Here is an 18,782-nt window from a genome sequence, read left to right as displayed (position 1 = left end):
GCCGGACGGCCGTCAGGGGGCCTGGGAGGCGACCACCACGGCGTCCGGTGGGGTCTCCGGCACCGTGCGGGCCGCGAGCCGGCGGACGGCCGTGTTCAGCACGGCGATCAGTGGTACGGCGACGAGCGCGCCCGTGATGCCGGCGAGCACCACCCCGGCGGCGATGCCGATGATGACGGCGAGCGGGTGGATGGCGACGGCCCGGCCCATGATGAGCGGCTGGAGCACGTGCCCCTCCAACTGCTGCACCCCGATCACGGCGCCGAGGATGATCAGGGCGGTGACCGGGCCGCTGTCAACGAGGGCGATCAGGACGGCGACCCCACCGGAGAGCGCCGCCCCGACGATCGGGATGAACGCACCCAGGAAGACCAGCGCCGACAGCGGCAGCGCGAACGGGATGTCGAAGATCACCAGGAAGATGCCGATGCCCACGGCGTCGATGAAGGCGACCAGCACGGTGGCCCGGACGTAGGCCACGAGGGTCGCCCAGGCGGCCCGTCCCGCGTCGTCCACCCGCCAACGGGCGGCCACCGGCAGCAGCCGGACGAGGAAGCGCCAGATCCGATTGCCGTCACGCAGGAAGAAGAACGTGGCGAAGAGCACGAGCAGCGTGCCGGTCAGCACCTCGGCGAGGGTGGCGGCCGTGGTGGTCGCCGCGCTGGTGAAGCGGTCGGTGTTGTCGTTGACCCACTTCTGACCCTCGTCGATGTAGCGGTCCAGCTGGCTGTCGGAGACGTGCAGCGGGCCGGTCTTGAGCCAGTTCTGGATCTGCCGGACGCCCTGCGAGGACTTCTCGCTCAGCTCCGGCACCCCCTTGATGAACTCGTTCACCACGAGGGTCAGCGTGCCGACCACGGCGGCCAGGCCGCCGACGAGCACCACGGCGGTGGCGAGCGACCGGGGGAAGCGGGCCCGCAGCAGCCAGCCCACCGAGGGCGCCAGCAGGGCCGAGAGCAGCAGCGCGATGGCGAGCGGGATGATCACGATGCGGACGGTGCTGACGATCCTCAGCAGCGCCCAGGCCACCAGGCCGATCACGATCAGACGCCACGACCAGGCGGCGGCGATCCGCAGCCCGTGCGGCACCTCGGCGTCGTCCCGGCTGGTGGTGCTGCCCGGTGAGGGGGCCGGAGCCTCCGCGCCGACGACCGTGGCGGTCGGCGGGGCCACGGGACCGGGCGACGTCGGCGACGCCACTCCGCCCTCCTCGTGCTCGCCTTCGGACGCGACCCGCCGGGACCGCACGGACGCCCGTCCCGACTCGTACGCCCGGCGCAGCCGGTCGCGAATCCGCTCGAAGCGGCTCAAGCGCACCTCCTGGCAAGACGGCCGGCCCACGGCGACAGGGCGGACAGCATACGCCGACCCTCCGTCACGATAGGCCGGTTCCGCTACATTGCCCCGGTCACCGACCCGGCAACCACCGGGTTCCGGGCCGGGCGCGACACGGTAGCGTCTGCGGCGTGACCGCCGACAAGAATCTCGACTCCGGCCTGCCGATTCGCCTGCTGCACGACCGGGTGCTGGTGCGGATGGAGGGGAGCGAGGGCGAGCGCCGCTCCAGCGCCGGCATCGTGATCCCGGCGACCGCGGCGGTGGGCAAGCGCCTGGCCTGGGCCACCGCCGTCGGAGTGGGTCCGAACGTCCGCTCCATCGTCTCCGGCGACCGCGTCCTCTTCGACCCCGACGACCGCTCCGAGGTGGAACTGCACGGCCAGGGCTACGTCATGCTCCGCGAGCGCGACGTGCACGCCGTCGCCGCCGAGCGGATCGAGAACAACGCCACGGGTCTCTACCTCTAGCAGGGGCGAAGACGCCGCCGACGTCGTTTGCACCGCTCCCCGCCGGGAAGCCAGGGCGCACCACCGGCCCTGGGGAGGGACGATGCCCGAATGGATCAGGAAGCTGTTGTTCTGGGGCTTCATCGCGTTCCTGATCTACTTCATGGCGTTCCGGCCGGACGGCGCGGCGAACATCTTCAAGGCGATCGGAGCGGGGCTCGTGGCGATGTTCCAGGGTCTCGGTGACTTCCTCACCAGCCTGATGACCTGACGGGCGCCGCCCGCCGACCGCGACGCCCGCGACCGGTCGGTGCCGGCTCGCACACCGGCGCCGACCGGATCAGGCGTGCCCCGGCCAGCCCGGCCGCAGGTTGGGCCAACCGGGAGGGTTGTGCACCGGCGGCGGGGCCGCCAGCACCACGGGGATCGGCACCACGGGCTCCTCGGGAGCCTCCACGGTCCGCTGCGAACCGTCGGGGAACCGCAGGTGGTAGCGGTCGCCGTCCCACACGCCGGCGGGTGCCTGCGGATCGCGACCCACGAAGAACGACCGGTACGCGGTGATCGCCTCGAGCAGCTCCCGCTCCTCCCGCGCCGTCCGTTCCCGGTCGGTCGCCTTGCGGTCCAGGCCGCGCAGCGACCCGTCCCGCAGCAGCGCCAGCCGGGTGGCCGCGAACTGGTAGCCGCGCATGGCCCGGACACCCGCGTCCCCGGCGACCCGGCGCGCCCAGGCGCGGGCCGCGTGCCGGCGGCCGAGGCTGCTGAGCGCCGCGACCTCGGGCGGGCTGAGCCAGCCGGCCCGGACGTAGTCGGGCAGCCGCCGTTCGGTGAGCCGTCCCTCCCACGCCCGCAGCCACAGCGCCAGCCCGACCATGCCGAAGAAGATCGGGACCATCACCCCGATGAAGCCGTACAGCATGATCACCGCCTGGCCGGTGACCTGGGTGAGCGTCGGCAGCAGGTTCCAGGTGCCGTGCAGCATCATGGCCAGCAGCAGCCCCGCGATCGGCGCCAGTACGCGCACCCGGCGGTCGGCAGTGCGGGCGGCGATGCCGAGCCCGACGCCGGTCATCGAGGTGAACAGCGGGTGGGCGAACCCGAACAGCAGGATCCGGACGATGAAGATGGCGATGACCTGCTGCGCCCCGGTCGCCGGCCCGAACCGCTCCGCACCGGACGCGAAGCCGTAGCCGCCCAGGTAGAGGATGTTCTCGACCATGGCGAAGCCGACCGCGGACAGACCGCAGTAGACCAGCCCGTCGGTGATGCCCGACCACTCCCGCCGCCGGAAGACCAGCAGCAGGATGGGCCCGAGCGCCTTGGTCAGCTCCTCGATGAACGGCGCCACCAGCACACCGGTCAGCGGGGCGGGGAGCCCCGCGTCGGCGAAACGGCCGGCCGCGAAGTCGTTCACCGTCAGCGAGGCGGCCGTGGAGACGAAGGCGCCCCAGGTGAAGCAGAAGATCAGGTACTTCAGCGGTTCCGGCTCGTACCGGTCGAGCCAGAGGAAGCAGGCCACCAGCACCGGAACCGGCAGGATGGCGGCCACCACGCCGATCAGCAGCGCCTGGAGGCCGAGGCTCTCGCCCAGGGTGAAGACCATGAAGACCGCGCAGGCGGCGATGAGGAGCACCACCCCGGCGAGCACCAGGAACCGCCGCCAGCCCAGCCGGCGCAGCGGCATCCGCGGCGCGGCACCGGGTGGGGCGGACGGCACGGGCGGCGGCGCGCCGCCGGGCGGGGTGTCGGCCATGCGGTCAGCGTAGTCACCCCCGGCCGGCTGGTTCCCGGGCATCGGCGCCCGTTATGCTGCGGCAAGGTCACGAGCGCCAGCGTCAAGCCCCGGCTTGCTGGCCGGCAACCCTCGTCGAGTTCGCGGTGGGGTGCCCCGGGTGATGACCGGGCCCGGCCCGAACCGCGCGCCGGGCAAGCGCGGACCCCGTCCCGACGCCGCCCGGGGTCCCTGACCCCGGAGGTTCCGGCATGTCCGTCACCCTCGTGTCCCCGTCCGCCGCCCCGACGACCGTCGCGCCCGCCGCCGGGCCGCTCGACGTCCTCGGCGTACCCGGCGAGATCAACCTCGACTACGCGGCCACCGCGCCGTGCGCGCGGGCCGCGGCCGACGCGGTCGCCGAGCTCCTGCCGTGGTACGCGAGCGTGCACCGCGGCGCCGGCGCGCTCTCCCGCCGCTGCACCCTCGCCTACGAGCGGGCCCGGCAGACGGTCGGCGACTTCTTCGGCGCCCGCGCCGACGACCACGTGATCTTCACCCGCAACACCACCGACGCGCTGAACCTGCTGGCCCGGTCGCTGCCCCCGGGCACCACGGTGGTCACGTTCGCCAGCGAACACCACGCGAACCTGCTGCCCTGGCCGCGCGGCTCGGTGCGGCTGCCGGTGCCGGCCGACGCGGGTGGGGCCGTGCGCGCGCTCGACGCGGCCCTCACGGAGCTGCGCCGGGCCGCGAACCCGGGCCTGCCGGTGCTGGTCGCGGTGACCGGGGCGAGCAACGTGACCGGCGAGCGCTGGCCGGTGTCCGAGCTGGCGCGGGTGGCCCGGCGGCACGGGGCACGGATCGCGCTGGACGCCGCGCAGCTCGCCCCGCACGCCCCGGTCGACCTGCTCGCGCTGGACGTCGACTACCTCGCCGTGTCCGGCCACAAGCTCTACGCCCCGTTCGGCGCCGGGGTCCTGATCGGGCGGGCCGACTGGCTCGACGCGGCCCCGCCGTACCTGGCCGGTGGCGGGGCCACCCAGCGCGTCGGCGCGGGCACCCACGAGGTCACCTGGGCCGTCGGACCGGCGCGGCACGAGGGAGGCACCCCGAACCTGCTCGGGGCCGTGGCGCTCGCCGCGGTCTGCGCGGCGCTCGCCGACGCCGACCGGGCCGCCCTGCACGAGCACGAGCAGCGTCTGCTGGCCCGGCTGCGAGACGGCATCGCCGCCCTGCCGCACGTGGTGGAGCTGCGCACCTTCGGGCCGGACGCGCCGCGCGTGGGCATCGTCTCGTTCGTGGTGGCCGGCCGGGACTCCGCGGAGGTGGCCGCCGAGCTGGCCCGGGAGCACGCCGTCGGGGTGCGGGACGGCCTGTTCTGCGCGCACCCGCTGGCCCGCCGGCTGCTCGCCGAGGCGGCCGCCCGGACGGGCCGGCGGGACCTTCCACCGACGGCGGTGCGGGCCAGCATCGGCCTGGGCAGCACCCGGGAACACGTGGACCGTCTGCTCGCGGCCCTCGCCACCCTCGTCTGAGGCAGGTCAGCCGACGGGAGGCGCGGTGGGCGGCTTCGTCCGGCCCTCGTCCGGTTCGGGCCGCTCACCCCGGGGCGTCTCCTGTTCGCCGAACGACTTCCGGATCAGCCGGTTCGCCTCCTCCTGCTCGATGCCGGAGGCCACCAGGAGGTCGCTGGCGGCGGTGCGGATCTGGGCGACGACCACGCTGCCGGAGAAGCCCACCCCGTGGCCGTACGCCCGGCCGGCCTCGCTCACGGCGCGCAGCGCCCGCTCCCGGGCCTGTTCCGGCTCGTCGCCCACGGAGAACTCGTGCCGGAGCAGGCGGACCGCCTCGGCGAGATGGGCCACGGCGTCCGGCATCGGGTCGGGGATCGGCTCCTCGTCCTCGATGAGGGTGACCGAGCGCCGGATGAGGGTGCCGCTGTTCCGCATCGCCCGGTCGATCGGCTCGGCCGCCTCCGCGTAGTGGGTGAGCTCGTTGCGGCGGTGCCAGCGGGCCGGCGACAGCGTGGCGGTCTCCTTCGCCCCCTCGATCGCCTCGTTCAACATCGCCAGCTCGCCCTGGTTTCTGCGCAGCCGGTCCAGCGCCTGCTGCACGCGCTGCCGGTCGCGCGTACGCAGCCCCTCGGCGGCGGCGTCGAGCTGGTTGGCGAGCAGGTCCAGCGCCGGCCGGGCGGCGCGGTTGAGCACGCGCAGCGGGTTGAGCGGCAGCAGGATCGCGGTCACCAGCAGCGCGATCCCGCCGCCCAGGAAGGCGTCCACGAACCGGGGTATCTCCAGGTTCTGGGTGGACGGGGTCAGCGTCACGATCAGCACGGCAGTGGCCGCCGCCTGGATGACGATCGCCACGCTCGCCCCGGCGAAGATCGTGAGGATGATGGCCAGTGTGACCACCGCTCCGAGCTGCCACGCCCCGGTGCCGAGCACGTAGATGATCCCGTCGCCGACCGCCACGCCGACCGCCACCCCGACGATCAGCTCCACGGTCCGGCGGAAGCGCTGGCCGACCGAGGCGGCCAGGGTGCCGACCGCCGAGATCGGCGCGAAGACCGGCTGCGGGTTGTTCAGCAGCCGGTGCGACACCAGGTACGCGAGCGCGGCGGCGAGCCCGGCCTGCACGGCCAGTCCCGCGGCCATGCGGACCCGGTGCAGCCGGTCGTGCAGGGTCGCCTTGCTGATCTCCCGCGCCTGGCCCACCGCCTCGGCGATGCGCGCGCTGTCGACGTCGGTGAGCCCACGGCGCAGCTCCCGTGGGCGCACGCGCCACAGCCGTCTGCGCTCCCGGGCCTCCGCCATGCCGGCTACTACCCGAGTCACGCCGGGTGAATCCTCGGTCCCGCGGCGCGTCGGCCGATGCGGCAGACTCGGCGGGTGGCCGAGCTTCTGGACCGGTGGCGGGCGGCGGCCCGGGGCGCCGGGGCGACCCGCGAGACGGACCTGACCGGCACCGGGGAGGACCTGGTGCGCCGCTGGCGGGAGCCGCACCGGCACTACCACACGTGCGACCACCTGCGGGCGGTGCTGGACGTCGTCGACCGGTACGCCGACCTGGCCGGGCGGCCGGACCTGGTGCGGCTCGCCGCCTGGTACCACGACGCCGTCTACGACCCCCGGGCGGCGGGCGACGCCAACGAGCGGGACAGCGCGGCGCTCGCCGTGCGCGTCCTCACCGGTCTCGGGCTGTCGGGCGCCGCCGTGGACGAGGTCCGCCGGCTGGTGCTGCTCACCGCCGGGCACGTGGTCGGGCCCGGGGACGCCGACGGCGCCCTGCTCTGCGACGCCGACCTCGCCGTGCTGGCCGCGGCGCCCCCGGTGTACGACCGGTACGCGGCCGCGATCCGGCGGGAGTACGCGCACGTGCCCGACGCCGACTTCCGGGCCGGCCGGGCACGGGTGCTCACCGCCCTGCTCGCCCTGCCCGCGCTGTTCCGGACGCCGCCGCTCGCGGCCTGGTGGGAGCGGCCGGCCCGGGCGAACCTGCACCGCGAGTTGGCGGCGCTGACCGCGCCCGGCTGATCATTTGGTGCCACGGCACGCCGGCGCGGCCGACGACGGGTGACGGTGGCGGCCGGTCAGGGTCGTACGAGGTGCTTCGGGCGGCGCAGCCCGGCCTCCCGGAGCAGGCGGACCAGCTCCCGGCTGGGCACCACCCGCGCGCCGAGCCAGACGGCCATCGCGAACCGCTCTGCGGGGATGTCGTAGTGGTCCCGGTCGAAGCCCCGGCGGGGAGCCCCGAGCGCCTCGGCGAACGCGTGCAGCTCGGCGTACGAGACGTCGCTGACCAGGTGGGACCAGAGCCGGCCCCGGGACGGCCAACCGGGGCGGTCCAGGTAGATCATGCCCACCACGCTAGCCCCGCCTGTGGATCATGTTGATGATCGGCTGCCGGCCACCTAGCCTCTGCACCATGGTTTCCCCCCTCCTCGACGACCTGCGTGCCGCGCTCGGCGAGAACGGCGTGCTGACCGACCCGGACCTGCTCCGGATGCACGAACGCGACGAGGCCGACCTCTGCGCCGCCGGCTCGCCACTGGTCGTGACCCGGCCGCGCAGCACCGAGGACGTGGTGGCCGTGGTGCGGGCCGCGGCCCGGCACGGCGTACCGGTCGTGCCGCAGGGCGCGCGCACCGGACTGGCCGGCGCGGCGAACGCCGTCGACGGCGCCGTGGTGATCAGCACCGTGGCGATGGACGAGATCCGGGAGATCGACCCGGTGAGCCGGATCGCCGTGGTGCAGCCCGGCGTCGTGAACGCCACCCTGGCGGCCGCCGTGGCGAAGCAGGGGCTGTGGTACCCGCCGGACCCGGGCTCCTGGGAGTCCTCCACCATCGGCGGCAACGTGGCCACCAACGCCGGTGGCATGTGCTGCGTGAAGTACGGCGTGACCACCGAGTACGTGCTCGGCCTGGAGGTGGTGCTCGCCTCGGGCGAGGTGCTGCGCACCGGGCGGCGCACCGCCAAGGGTGTCGCCGGCTACGACCTCACGCGGCTCTTCGTGGGCTCGGAGGGCACCCTCGGCGTGATCACCGAGGTGACCGTGGCGCTGCGGCCCGCCCCGGCGGAGTCGCTCACCCTCGTGGCGGTCTTCCCGTCCACCGCGGCGGCCGGCGCGGCGGTCGCCGAGATCGCCGCCCGGGGGCTCAGCCCGAGCCTGCTGGAACTGCTCGACCAGACCCACCTGCGGGCCATCGAGGCGTACCAGCCGATGGGCCTGCGTACGGACGCCGAGGCCCTGCTGCTGGCCGCCGCGGACACCGGCACCCGGGCCGCGGAGGACCTGGCCGCCCTCGCCGAGGTCTGCGAGTCGGCGGGCGCCGACGAGGTGTACGCGGCCACCGACGCCATCGAGGCGGCCGCCCTGCTCCAGGCCCGCCGGCTGGCCCACCCCGCCATGGAGAAGTTCGCGGCGGACGCCTACCCGGGCGGCAACGGCGGCCTGGTCATCGACGACGTGGCGGTGCCCCGCGGTGCGCTCGCCGCGCTGCTCGACGGGGTGTCCCGGATCGCGGCGGAGTGCGACGTGCCGATCGGCGTCGTGGGCCACGCCGGTGACGGCAACATGCACCCGAACATCGTCGTCGACCGCGCCGACCCGGCCAGCCTGGAGCGCGGCCGGCGGGCGTTCGACGAGATCATGCGACTCGGTCTCGACCTGGGCGGCACCTGCACGGGCGAGCACGGGGTGGGCCTGCTCAAGCGGGACTGGTTGGCCCGCGAGATCGGGCCGGTCGGCGTCCGCGTGCACCAGGCGATCAAGGCGGCGCTCGACCCGACCGGCCTGCTGAACCCCGGAAAGGTGCTCTAGAGCCTCAGCCGGTCAGCTCGGCCGGGGTGGCCTGGGTGAGCAGCAGGAGGATCTCACCCGCGATCTTCGGACGCTCGGCGCCGGGGCAGTCCTCGGAGGTGATCGGGCCGACGGCGGTGAGCAGGCTCGACGTCAACGCGTCGATGCAGGTGGCCCGGTACTGGCGGGCCTCGTCGGTCTCCCCGGCCAGTCCGGGGTCCGCGAGGAGCTGCTGCAACCGGCTCACCTGCTCGGGGGTGAGCGTGCCGGTCGAGTTCACCCCGTCGCCCGCGCAGTCGGTGCACTTCCACGTGCCGTCCCGCTCGACCCGGAGGGTCCGCAGTGGACCGGTCGTGCCGAGCTTCTGGAAGAGGCTGACCTGCCCCTCGCCGACGGTGGTCGGCGCGTCCGGACCCGGCAGCCCGGTGGCCGCCGACGCCGGTGAGGCATCGGTGTCGTCAGTGGACGCGTGGACGAGGGTGCAGCCGGTCAGCGCGACGGCCAGCGCCGCGCCGAGGAGGGGAACGAGCAGACGGGAGGGGGAACGGGGTAGCACTTGCCGGAAGCTACAGGACCGTAGGTTGCCGCTGGTACCCCTACACCTCGGTAGCTTTCCGCGGATCCCCGTCGGTCCAGCCGCACCGGCCGGGGCGCGATCGGCACCCACCGACCGCGCCGGCCCGCCCGCCGGGTCGCGCCCGGCCCGCCGCCGTCGACGCCGGCTCAGCCCGAGGGCAGTTCGGCCGGGTCGCCGTCGCCGCCGCGGTCCGCGGCGAAACCGCGGACGTCCGGCGCGCCGAGCCGGGCCGCGTCCGCCGCCACGTCGTCCGGCATGAGCTGGGACTGGCGCTCCGCCTCGACCCGCGCCCGGTAGTGCGCCACCTCGCGGGCGCGCCGCGACGCGTCCCAGCCGAGCACCGCGCCCATCAGCTCCGCGGCGTGCTCCGCCGAGTCGACGCCCCGGTGGCTGGTCTCGAAGGAGATCCGGGTACGCCGCGTGAGCACGTCCTCCAGGTGCAGGGCGCCCTCCGCGCGGGCCGCGTAGGTGACCTCGGCCGCCAGGTACTCCGGTGCGCCGGCCAGCGGTGATGCGAGCAGCGGATCGGAGTCGATGAGCGCGAGCAGGTCCAGCGTGAGCGTGCCGTACCGCTCCAGCAGGTGCTCCACGACACCGACCGGCACGCCGTGCCGCCGGGCCAGGTCGGCCCGGTCCCGCCACATGGCGGCGTACCCGTCCGCGCCGAGCAGCGGCAGGTCGGCGGTACGCGACGGGCGTACCCCGCCGAGGCGGCGGGCGGCGCGGTCCACCACGTCCGAGGCCATCACCCGGTACGTCGTGTACTTGCCGCCGGCCACGAGCAGCAGCCCGAGCATCGGTTCGACGACCGCGTGCTCCCGGGAGAGCTTCGAGGTCGAGTCCGCCTCGCCGGCCAGCAGCGGGCGCAGCCCCGCGTACACCCCCTCGATGTCGGCGGTGGTGAGCGGGCGGTCGAGCACCCCGTTGACCTGCTGGAGCAGGTACTCGATGTCGCGCGCCGACGCGGCCGGGTGCGAGCGGTCCAGCCGCCAGTCGGTGTCGGTGGTGCCGATGATCCAGTGGCCGCCCCACGGGATGACGAAGAGCACGCTGGTGGCGGTGCGCAGGATCAGCCCCGCCTCGCCGGTGATCGCCGAGCGCGGCACCACGAGGTGCACGCCCTTGGACGCCCGCACCCGCATCCCGGGGCGCAGCCCCACGTCGTTGAGCATGCGCGACATGTCGTCGCTCCACACACCGGTGGCGGCGATCACCGTGCGCGCCCGCACCTCGAACTCCGCGTCCGGCGAACCGGGCGGGGCCTCCAGGTCCCGTACGCGGACGCCGGTCACCTCCCGCGCCTGCCGGATCAGGCCGACGGCCCGCGCGCTGCTCACGACGGTGGCGCCGAGACTGGCCGCCGTGCGGGCCAGGGTGACCACCAGCCGGGCGTCGTCGACCTGCCCGTCGTAGTAGCGGATCGCACCGGCGAGCGCGTCGGCCCGCAGGCTCGGGAAGATCCGCCGCGCGCCCTCGCGCGTCAGGTGCCGGTGCAGCGGCATCCCGCGGCCGCTGCCGAAGATGCCGGCGAAGACGTCGTACGTCGCCACGCCCGTGCCGTAGTACGAGCGGCGGAACACCCGCCCGGGCAGGTCGCGCAGCCCCCGGCCGGCGGGCAGCGGCACGAGGAACGGCACCGGCCGGACCAGGTGCGGCGCGAGCCGGGTGGCGAGGAGCCCGCGCTCGGTGAGCGCCTCGTGGACCAGGTGGAACTCCAGCTGCTCCAGGTAGCGGAGCCCGCCGTGGATGAGCTTGCTCGAACGGCTGGAGGTGCCGGCGGCGAAGTCGCGGGCCTCGACGAGCGCGACCTTGAGCCCGCGCGAGGCCGCGTCCAGCGCGGCGCCCGCGCCGGTGACCCCACCCCCGATCACCAGGACGTCGAACCGCTCGGCCCGAAGTTTGCGCAGGTCGTCGGCGCGGCGCTCGGGCGACAGCCGGCCGGCGACGGATCGGGACACGTTGGGGTCGCGCACCCGTCCACCGTAACCGCCAAGAACATCCGGCGGCACTCCGCACGGCCCGGGCGGGTCCCGGCGCGGTCCACAGGGCCGGGCACGAACGTCCCCGGGGCTGGTCCGACAGCCGTCGCGGCCCCGGGGACTCCCCCGGCACCCGCCGGTCGCCGGGGGTCGGGCGGCCCGTCGTACTGTTTCGCAATGCAGGCCGTACCCCCGGCGTGGGCCGGCGCCCGCCCGCCGCACCATCCTCCGTCCGGTCCCTGGCCCGTCGTCGCGGCCGTGCTCACCGGCTGCTGGACCGTCGCGGTCACCGTGCCCGGGCAGCTGGGCGGCTGGCTGGTCGACCAGGTGCTGCTCGGCTTCGGGCGGGACCGCGTGCCGTGGCTCTGGCCGGCGGCCGGCCTGCTCACGGTGGTGCTCGTCGGCACACCCGCCCTGCTGCTGGCCCTGCTCCCCCGCTCCGCCGCCGTCCGCGCCACCGGCCGCGCCTGGCTCGCCGCCGCGCTGGTGCTCGGCGTGTTCGGGCTGCTGCGGGCCGTCCCGCCGGTGCACCACGAGGCGTACCTCGCCGGGCTCGCCGCGACGGCCGCCGTGGCCGCGCTGGTGCTGCGCCGGGTCTTCCGGCGACCGGCCGGCCAGACGGTGGCGCCGGGGCCGGTCCCGGGCACGCCGGCGGCCGTCGAGGGCGGGCCCCCGGTCGTACGCGCCGGCCGGCCGGACCCCGCCACGCTGCTGGCGATCGCCGCCGGGCTCGCCCTCCTGCTGCCCTGGGCGTGGCTGGGCGCGCTCGGCGGGCTGCTGGAGACGGTGCTCGCCGCGCTGGCCGCCGCCGCTGTCGGGGCGGTCGCCGCGGCGCTGCTGGGCACGACGTTCTGGTCCCGGTTCGCGGTCGGCGAGCCGCCCCGACCGGCCCGCCTCGTGCTGGTGGGCGGCCTGGTCTCCGGTGTGGCGCTGCTGCCGCTCGCGGCCGGCTCCGGTCAGTCCGGGGCGCAACTGCCGGCCCTGCTCACCCTCCCCCCGACCGGTTTCGCGCTGGCCGCCCTGTACGCGGTGGCGCGCCGCCGGCACCCCGCCGGCTCGGTGCCCACCGCACCGACCCGGTGGCTCGTCGGGCTCGCCGCGTTCGGGCCGCTGGCCTTCGCCGACCCGGAGGAGATCAGCCTGCTGCTGGTGGGCAGCCGGGACGTGCCGTTCTGGGTGGCGGTCGCCGGCGGCGCCGGGCTCGGCGTGGCGCTGCTGCTCGCCGCCGCGTACGCCGTGCTGTTCGCACGCCGCGGCGCACGCGTGCCGAGCCGGCGGACGGCGGCCGTCTGCGCGGCGGTCCTGCTCGTGACGCTGGCCGCCGTGGATCTCGGGCCGGGCCAGCCTGGACTGCACGGCGAGCGGCTGTTCGTGGTGCTGCGGGAACAGGCCGACCTGACCGGGTTGCCGGCCGCCGCGCCGGGCCGGGCCGGCCGCGACGCGCGGGCCCGCGAGGTCTACCGCCGGCTCGTCGACACCGCCGACCGGACGCAGGCCGACCTGCGCCGGGAGCTGACCCGGCTGCGCCTGGACCCCGAGCCGTACTACCTCGTGAACGCGATCGAGGTGGACGGCGGGCCGGGGGTACGGGCCTGGCTCGCCGGCCGGCCCGAGGTGGGCCGGGTGCTGGTGAGCCAGCGGCTGCGCCCGCTGCCCGCGCCCGCCGGCACGACCCGCGGCACGGACCCCGCGCCGACCGGTCCCGAGTGGAACATCCGGCGGATCGGCGCGGACCGCGTCTGGTCGCAGCTCGGGGTGACCGGCGCGGGCGTGGTCATCGGCAGCTCGGACTCCGGAGTGGACGGCCGCCACCCGGCGCTGGCCGGGGGCTTCCGGGGCGGTGACGACTCCTGGTACGACCCGTGGGACGGCACCCGCGTCCCCACCGACAGCGGCGGGCACGGTACGCACACGCTCGGCAGCGCGGTGGGGCGGGGCGGCATCGGGGTGGCACCCGGCGCACAGTGGGTGGGCTGCGTGAACCTGGACCGCAACCTCGGCAGCCCGGCGCACTACCTGGACTGCCTCCAGTTCATGCTGGCCCCGTTCCCGGCCGGCGGCGACCCGTTCACCGACGGGCGTCCCGAGCGCGCGCCGGACATCCTCACCAACTCGTGGGGCTGCCCGGGCATCGAGGGCTGCGACGCGGGCGTGCTCCGGCCGGCCACCGCCGCGCTGGACGCCGCCGGCATCTTCGTGGTGGCCGCCGCGGGCAACACGGGCCCGTGGTGCGCCTCGATCGACGACCCGCCCGCGCCGTACCCGGACGTGCTGACCGTCGGCGCGGTGGACCAGCGGGACCGGGTGGCGGAGTTCTCGTCGCGGGGGCCGGCACCGGGCGGCGCGACCAAGCCGGACGTGCTGGCGCCCGGCGTCGGGGTGCGCTCGGCGATGCCCGGCGGCGGATACGGCACCCTGGACGGCACCTCGATGGCCACCCCGCAGGTGGCGGGCGTCGTGGCGCTCATGTGGTCGGCGAACCCGGCCCTCGTCGGTGACCCGGCCCGGACCCGGCAACTGCTGCGGGAGACCGCCACACCGGCCGAGCCCACCTACCGCTCGCGCGCCCCGGGGGACGCCTGCGGCGGTCCCGCGAACATCACGGGCGCGGGACTGGTGGACGCATACGCGGCCGTCGAAGCCGCCCGCTGACGGTACGGGCAGGGCCATCCGGCGGTACCCGCGTCCGCGCTCTTGCGCCGACCCGTACCTCGTGATCTAGGGTCGGCCACCATGGAGATCGACATCGTCGACCTGACCCCCGAGCGGGCACCGGCCGTCGTACGGCTCGCCGAACGCGCGCTGGACCTGCCCGAGGACGCGGCCGAGGCGCACGCCATCGTGGACGCCCTGTGGACGCGCGCGGCCGCCGACCGGCCCGTGTTCACGCTCGGCGCGTACGACGGGGACGTGCTGGTCGGGGCGCTCGTCGGCTCGACGTCGGCGGCCGACCGGCGGCTCGGGCACGTCGATCTGGTCGCCGTGGCGCCCGAACACCGCCGGCGGGGCGCGGGGCGGGCGCTGCTGACGGCCGCCGAGCGGCGGCTCGCCGGGCTGGGCGCCGCCGAGGTGCTGCTCGCGGGCAACCCGCCCTACTACGCGTGGCCGGGCATCGACGTCCGCTACACCCCGGCGGTCTGCGCGGCGCTCGCGCTGGGCTACCGGCAGGACCGGACCGCGTGGAACATGACGGCGGACCTGTCGTACGACGACTCGCCCGCCCTGCGGTCGACGGAGGCCGGGGAGCGCCGGCTCGCCGAGCAGGGCGTCACCGTACGTCGGGCGGAGCCGGCCGACCTGCCGGCGCTGGCCGCCTTCGCCCGTACGACCTTCGGCGGCGCCTGGGACGCCGAGCTGGCGGGTTCGCTGGGCCGGTCGGGGGCGGGCTGCCACCTGGCGGAGCGGGACGGCGAGGTGCTCGGGTTCGCGGCGTACGGCTCGTCCCGGCCGGGCTGGTTCGGGCCGATGGGCACCGCGCCGGCCGCGGAGGGCACCGGGATCGGTGGGGTGCTGCTGCGCCGCTGCCTGCGGGACCAGCGCGCGGCGGGGCACCGTTCGGCGCAGATCGGCTGGGTCGGGCCGGTGCCGTTCTACGCGCGCAGCGCGGGTGCCCGGATCGAGCGGGTCTTCTTCCTGTACCGGAAGACGCTGGAGGATCGATAAAAGGGCGAATGGGATATAGACCCCGATAACGCCGTTCGCCCGCAGGGGTCATCGACGCCCCCTACCGTTTCGGTAGAGGAGGCAGCCATGACCACGGACGACGACGAGACCGACGACGTCGCACCCGTCACCTGGAAGCCGGTCGGGGACCTCCCCGGCCATCTCCCGATCGACCGGCTGGACTACGGCGACGCCGAGCAGCTGGCCGAGATGACCGGCGCCCTCGACCCGGCGGCCGAGGAGCCGCTGGAGATGGTGGACGCGCCCGTCCAGCTCCGCGCCCCGTACGACCGCACCCACAAGCGGCGCAACCAGCGCCCGCTTCCGACCTGAGAACGAGGAACGGGGCGGACCGCGTCAGCGGCCCGCCCCGTTCCCGTTGCGATCGGCAGGACTCAGAAGTCCATGTCCCCGCCACCCGGGCCAGCCGGGGCGGCCGGGGTCTTCTCCGGCTTGTCCGCCACGACGGCCTCGGTGGTGAGGAACAGCGCCGCGATCGACGACGCGTTCTGCAGCGCCGAACGGGTCACCTTGGCCGGGTCGATGATGCCCGCGGCCAGCAGGTCCACGTACTCGCCGGTGGCGGCGTTGAGGCCGTGGCCCGCCTCCAGGTTGCGGACGTGCTCGACGACCACGCCGCCCTCGAGGCCGGCGTTGACGGCGATCTGCCGCAGCGGGGCGTCCAGCGCGATCTTGACGATCTGGGCGCCGGTCGCCTCGTCGCCGGTCAGGTCCAGCTTGTCGAAGGCGGTCTTGCCGGCCTGCACCAGCGCGACACCACCACCCGGGACGATGCCCTCCTCGACAGCGGCCTTCGCGTTGCGCACCGCGTCCTCGATCCGGTGCTTGCGCTCCTTGAGCTCCACCTCGGTCGCGGCACCGACCTTGATCACCGCAACACCGCCGGCCAGCTTGGCCAGACGCTCCTGCAGCTTCTCCCGGTCGTAGTCCGAGTCGCTCTTCTCGATCTCGGCCCGGATCTGGTTCACCCGGCCCTGGATCTGCTCCGCGTCACCGGCACCGTCGACGATCGTCGTCTCGTCCTTGGTCACCACGACCTTGCGGGCGCGGCCCAGCATGTCGAGGCCGACGGCGTCGAGCTTGAGGCCGACCTCCTCGCTGATGACCTGGCCACCGGTGAGGATGGCGATGTCGGTGAGCATGGCCTTGCGGCGGTCACCGAAGCCCGGCGCCTTGACGGCGACCGACTTGAAGGTGCCGCGCACCTTGTTGACCACCAGGGTGGCCAGGGCCTCGCCCTCCAGGTCCTCGGCGATGATCAGCAGCGGCTTGCCCGACTGCATGACCTTCTCCAGGATCGGGAGCAGGTCCTTCACCGACGAGATCTTGCTGTTGACGATCAGGATGTAGGGGTCGTCGAAGACGGCCTCCATACGCTCCGGGTCGGTCATGAAGTACGCGGAGATGTAGCCCTTGTCGAAGCGCATACCCTCGGTGAGCTCCAGCTCCAGGCCGAAGGTGTTGCTCTCCTCGACGGTGATGACGCCTTCCTTGCCGACCTTGTCCATCGCCTCGGCGATGATCTCGCCGACGCTGGTGTCACCAGCCGAGATGGACGCCGTGGAGGCGATCTGCTCCTTGGTCTCCACGTCCTTGGCGAGCTTCAGCAGCTCCTCCGAGACACTGGCCACAGCGGCCTCGATGCCCCGCTTCAGGGCCATCGGGTTCGCACCCGCGGCCACGTTACGCAGACCCTCACGCACCAGAGCCTGAGCCAGGACGGTCGCCGTCGTCGTGCCGTCACCGGCCACGTCGTCGGTCTTCTTCGCGACCTCCTTGACCAGCTCAGCACCGATCTTCTCGTACGGGTCCTCGAGCTCGATCTCCTTGGCGATGCTCACACCATCGTTCGTGATGGTGGGCGCACCCCACTTCTTCTCGAGCACGACGTTGCGGCCCTTCGGGCCGAGGGTCACCTTCACGGCGTCGGCGAGCTGGTTCATGCCCCGCTCGAGGCCGCGGCGCGCCTCTTCGTCGAACGCGATCATCTTGGCCATACGGCGTTGTCCTCCTGGACACTCACGGGCCACCCGAGTGTGTGTCCCGGATGGGCCGCCTGGTGTACGCACCTTGGCGACGTCGCCCTCCTGACGGCGACGACGTCTCCTCGGCCGGGCCGGATAGCCCGCGACGACCGGCCACGTGCCCCACCGGCGGCTTGTCCCGCCGGCGCGGCCGCGGCCCCACCGCCCCGACCTTGGCACTCACGGGGTGCGAGTGCCAATGACTTGTTTAGCACTCTCCCTAGCCGAGTGCAAGCACGGTCGGCCCCTCAGCCGAGTTCGGCGACCAGCCCGGCGCTGTTCACCGGCCCTTCGTGGGCGCGTTGTTCGGCGTACGTCACCACGAGCCCCACCAGCGGCACGACCTGGAGGGGCAGCGCCAGCAGCCCGGTGACGGCCAACACCGCCACTACCCCGACCGCCGTGCCCGGGGCGCCCAGCGGGTCGGTGCCGAACGGCGCCGTGAGAGCACCCTGCACGGCACCGAAGACCGCCCCGCCGACGATGGCGATGCCTGCCACCAGCGCCACGCGCCCGAGGACCATCCCGAACCGCTGGTGGAAGATCCCGAACGCCCGACCGATGGGGTTCTGCCGTTCGAACAGGTAGACCGGGCCGGCCAGGCTCAGCGCGAACGCGAGGTAGATCCCGGGGAGGACGCAGAAGCAGATGCCCAACCCGATGATCACGCCCATCAGCAGCGTCCAGCCCCAGAGGCCGAGCGCGCGGCGCAGGCCGTAGCGCAGGGCCGAGCCGAGGTCGGCCGGCTGCCCGGCCGCCTGACGCGCCATCACCCACGTCCCGGCCGCCCAGCCCACGCACTGCACGAGCCCGATCAGCACGCTGCCGCCGATCGACACAAGCAGAACGGTGACCATGTCCTGGAAGAAGTTCTCCGGCAGCGCGGCGGGGTCCTGGGCGGTCGAGACCTCCCACCGCGCCGTCGGGTCGACGCCGAGCGTGAGCACCGACAGCACCACCGCGGGAAGCACCTGGGTCACGAGGAGGAGAGGCAGCAGCACCCGCCAGCCGCGACGCACGGCGCCCACGCACCGTTCGAACCAGCCTCCGATCCCCGCGCCGGGCGGGGTCACGAGGGGGTCGGCCGGGTCGACACCCGGCGGGTACCAGCCGGTCGCGTACCCCCAGTGCTGGCCCGGGTACGGCGTCGGGCCCGGGTAGCCCCCGCCGGGTTGCGGTCCTCCGGGAGGTCCCCATCCCGGCGGCGGCGCCGGCGGCGCGCCCCAACCGGGCTGAGTGCCGTAGGGGCCCGGCGCGGCGGGGTCCCAGGCGGGCTGGCCCCCGGACGGGCCCTGCGCCGCGGGGTCCCAGGCAGGTTGAGCGCCGTACGCGCCTTGCGCGGTCGGATCCCAGGCAGGTTGAGCGCCGTACGCGCCTTGCGCGGTCGGATCCCAGGCGGGCTGAGCGCCGTACGCGCCTTGCGCGGTCGGATCCCAGGCCGGTGGCGTTGCGGACGGACCCCAGGGCGCGGCCGGGCCTCCGGCGGGCGGAGTGGCCGACGGCGGGCCGGGCGGCACCGCCTGGCCCGGCTGCCCGGGTTGCGGCACGGGCTGGGCCGGACCCGGCTGGCCCGGCGGGCCGAGCTGCGGACCCGGCTGGTCGGCCTGCCCGGGCTGCGGACCGGGCAGGCCCGTCTGCCCAGGCTGCGCGCCCGGCTGGCCCGGCTGCGGAGCGGGCTGGCCGGGATGCGCGGCGTACGGGTCGGGCTCGCCCGGAGGT

Annotated in this window: 16 protein-coding genes and 1 riboswitch; of the genes, 8 read left to right on the top strand and 8 right to left on the bottom strand. The window is 74.9% G+C overall.

Features of this window, described 5'->3' with window-relative positions; all coding sequences use genetic code 11:
* Positions 1–12: 12 nt before the first annotated feature.
* The gene (locus OG994_RS27600) at positions 13–1,311 is read right to left on the bottom strand and encodes an AI-2E family transporter (RefSeq protein WP_192902183.1); all 1,299 of its coding nucleotides are present in this window, start codon (positions 1,309–1,311) and stop codon (positions 13–15) included.
* Between the two features lie 155 nt (positions 1,312–1,466).
* Here OG994_RS27600 and OG994_RS27595 point away from each other — a divergent pair, with 155 nt between their 5' ends.
* Positions 1,467–1,805, top strand: coding sequence for a GroES family chaperonin (locus tag OG994_RS27595; RefSeq protein WP_120329622.1), 339 nt, complete (start codon positions 1,467–1,469; stop codon positions 1,803–1,805).
* Between the two features lie 82 nt (positions 1,806–1,887).
* Positions 1,888–2,055, top strand: coding sequence for a hypothetical protein (locus tag OG994_RS27590; RefSeq protein WP_165947321.1), 168 nt, complete (start codon positions 1,888–1,890; stop codon positions 2,053–2,055).
* Between the two features lie 69 nt (positions 2,056–2,124).
* On the opposite strand, the gene OG994_RS27585 is transcribed toward OG994_RS27590, so the two are convergent.
* Positions 2,125–3,579 carry a PrsW family intramembrane metalloprotease gene (locus OG994_RS27585; RefSeq protein WP_120329621.1) on the bottom strand — a complete coding sequence of 485 codons (1,455 nt, stop codon included), beginning with the start codon at positions 3,577–3,579 and terminating at the stop codon, positions 2,125–2,127.
* 23 nt (positions 3,580–3,602) lie between these two features.
* Positions 3,603–3,723, top strand: a riboswitch (SAM riboswitch).
* A gap of 44 nt (positions 3,724–3,767) precedes the next feature.
* On the opposite strand from OG994_RS27585, the gene OG994_RS27580 reads away from it, so the two are divergent.
* Positions 3,768–5,033 (top strand): aminotransferase class V-fold PLP-dependent enzyme, encoded by a 1,266-nt coding sequence (locus OG994_RS27580; protein ID WP_328851464.1) that lies wholly within the window; start codon positions 3,768–3,770, stop codon positions 5,031–5,033.
* A 6-nt stretch (positions 5,034–5,039) separates the two neighbouring features.
* Here the strand turns inward: OG994_RS27580 and OG994_RS27575 are convergent, their stop codons facing one another.
* On the bottom strand, positions 5,040–6,311 hold the full coding sequence (locus tag OG994_RS27575) for an FUSC family protein (protein ID WP_120329619.1): 1,272 nt from the start codon (positions 6,309–6,311) through the stop codon (positions 5,040–5,042).
* A gap of 75 nt (positions 6,312–6,386) precedes the next feature.
* Between OG994_RS27575 and OG994_RS27570 the strand changes: the two genes are divergently transcribed.
* Positions 6,387–7,031 carry an HD domain-containing protein gene (locus OG994_RS27570; RefSeq protein ID WP_328851463.1) on the top strand — a complete coding sequence of 215 codons (645 nt, stop codon included), beginning with the start codon at positions 6,387–6,389 and terminating at the stop codon, positions 7,029–7,031.
* 56 nt (positions 7,032–7,087) lie between these two features.
* Here the strand turns inward: OG994_RS27570 and OG994_RS27565 are convergent, their stop codons facing one another.
* Positions 7,088–7,354, bottom strand: coding sequence for a DUF4031 domain-containing protein (locus OG994_RS27565; protein WP_120329617.1), 267 nt, complete (start codon positions 7,352–7,354; stop codon positions 7,088–7,090).
* 68 nt (positions 7,355–7,422) lie between these two features.
* On the opposite strand from OG994_RS27565, the gene OG994_RS27560 reads away from it, so the two are divergent.
* The gene (locus OG994_RS27560) at positions 7,423–8,820 is read left to right on the top strand and encodes an FAD-binding oxidoreductase (RefSeq protein ID WP_120329616.1); all 1,398 of its coding nucleotides are present in this window, start codon (positions 7,423–7,425) and stop codon (positions 8,818–8,820) included.
* A 4-nt stretch (positions 8,821–8,824) separates the two neighbouring features.
* On the opposite strand, the gene OG994_RS27555 is transcribed toward OG994_RS27560, so the two are convergent.
* The gene (locus OG994_RS27555) at positions 8,825–9,355 is read right to left on the bottom strand and encodes a hypothetical protein (protein ID WP_328851462.1); all 531 of its coding nucleotides are present in this window, start codon (positions 9,353–9,355) and stop codon (positions 8,825–8,827) included.
* A gap of 167 nt (positions 9,356–9,522) precedes the next feature.
* The gene (locus OG994_RS27550) at positions 9,523–11,334 is read right to left on the bottom strand and encodes a glycerol-3-phosphate dehydrogenase/oxidase (protein ID WP_328853811.1); all 1,812 of its coding nucleotides are present in this window, start codon (positions 11,332–11,334) and stop codon (positions 9,523–9,525) included.
* A gap of 198 nt (positions 11,335–11,532) precedes the next feature.
* Here OG994_RS27550 and OG994_RS27545 point away from each other — a divergent pair, with 198 nt between their 5' ends.
* From OG994_RS27545 to OG994_RS27535, 3 genes are all read left to right on the top strand, one after another.
* On the top strand, positions 11,533–14,007 hold the full coding sequence (locus OG994_RS27545) for a S8 family serine peptidase (RefSeq protein WP_328851461.1): 2,475 nt from the start codon (positions 11,533–11,535) through the stop codon (positions 14,005–14,007).
* An 81-nt stretch (positions 14,008–14,088) separates the two neighbouring features.
* Positions 14,089–15,018 (top strand): GNAT family N-acetyltransferase, encoded by a 930-nt coding sequence (locus OG994_RS27540; protein ID WP_328851460.1) that lies wholly within the window; start codon positions 14,089–14,091, stop codon positions 15,016–15,018.
* Between the two features lie 87 nt (positions 15,019–15,105).
* The gene (locus tag OG994_RS27535; RefSeq protein ID WP_120329612.1) at positions 15,106–15,351 is read left to right on the top strand and encodes a hypothetical protein; all 246 of its coding nucleotides are present in this window, start codon (positions 15,106–15,108) and stop codon (positions 15,349–15,351) included.
* Positions 15,352–15,413: 62 nt separating this feature from the next.
* On the opposite strand, the gene groL is transcribed toward OG994_RS27535, so the two are convergent.
* Entirely contained in the window at positions 15,414–17,036 is a 1,623-nt protein-coding gene (gene groL, locus OG994_RS27530; protein WP_120329611.1) for a chaperonin GroEL, read from the bottom strand.
* A 275-nt stretch (positions 17,037–17,311) separates the two neighbouring features.
* Positions 17,312–18,091: a hypothetical protein gene (locus tag OG994_RS27525; protein ID WP_328851459.1), complete on the bottom strand. Its 780-nt coding sequence runs from the start codon at positions 18,089–18,091 to the stop codon at positions 17,312–17,314.
* Positions 18,092–18,782 lie beyond the last annotated feature (691 nt).

It is taken from the genome of Micromonospora globbae, assembly GCF_036184225.1.
Taxonomy (GTDB): Bacteria; Actinomycetota; Actinomycetes; order Mycobacteriales; family Micromonosporaceae; genus Micromonospora; species Micromonospora globbae.
The sequence above is the reverse complement of the archived record's forward strand: the minus strand, read 5'-3'. Positions and strand labels throughout refer to the sequence as shown.

What these genes read in the sequence shown, in the direction of transcription:
- OG994_RS27590 (WP_165947321.1), top strand. Translation starts at nt 1,888, where the DNA reads ATGCCCGAATGGATCAGGAAGCTGTTGTTCTGGGGCTTCATCGCGTTC.
- OG994_RS27565 (WP_120329617.1), bottom strand. Translation starts at nt 7,354, where the DNA reads ATGATCTACCTGGACCGCCCCGGTTGGCCGTCCCGGGGCCGGCTCTGG.
- OG994_RS27575 (WP_120329619.1), bottom strand. Translation starts at nt 6,311, where the DNA reads ATGGCGGAGGCCCGGGAGCGCAGACGGCTGTGGCGCGTGCGCCCACGG.
- OG994_RS27545 (WP_328851461.1), top strand. Translation starts at nt 11,533, where the DNA reads ATGCAGGCCGTACCCCCGGCGTGGGCCGGCGCCCGCCCGCCGCACCAT.
- OG994_RS27560 (WP_120329616.1), top strand. Translation starts at nt 7,423, where the DNA reads ATGGTTTCCCCCCTCCTCGACGACCTGCGTGCCGCGCTCGGCGAGAAC.
- OG994_RS27540 (WP_328851460.1), top strand. Translation starts at nt 14,089, where the DNA reads ATGGAGATCGACATCGTCGACCTGACCCCCGAGCGGGCACCGGCCGTC.
- OG994_RS27585 (WP_120329621.1), bottom strand. Translation starts at nt 3,579, where the DNA reads ATGCCCGGGAACCAGCCGGCCGGGGGTGACTACGCTGACCGCATGGCC.
- groL (WP_120329611.1), bottom strand. Translation starts at nt 17,036, where the DNA reads ATGGCCAAGATGATCGCGTTCGACGAAGAGGCGCGCCGCGGCCTCGAG.
- OG994_RS27580 (WP_328851464.1), top strand. Translation starts at nt 3,768, where the DNA reads ATGTCCGTCACCCTCGTGTCCCCGTCCGCCGCCCCGACGACCGTCGCG.
- OG994_RS27535 (WP_120329612.1), top strand. Translation starts at nt 15,106, where the DNA reads ATGACCACGGACGACGACGAGACCGACGACGTCGCACCCGTCACCTGG.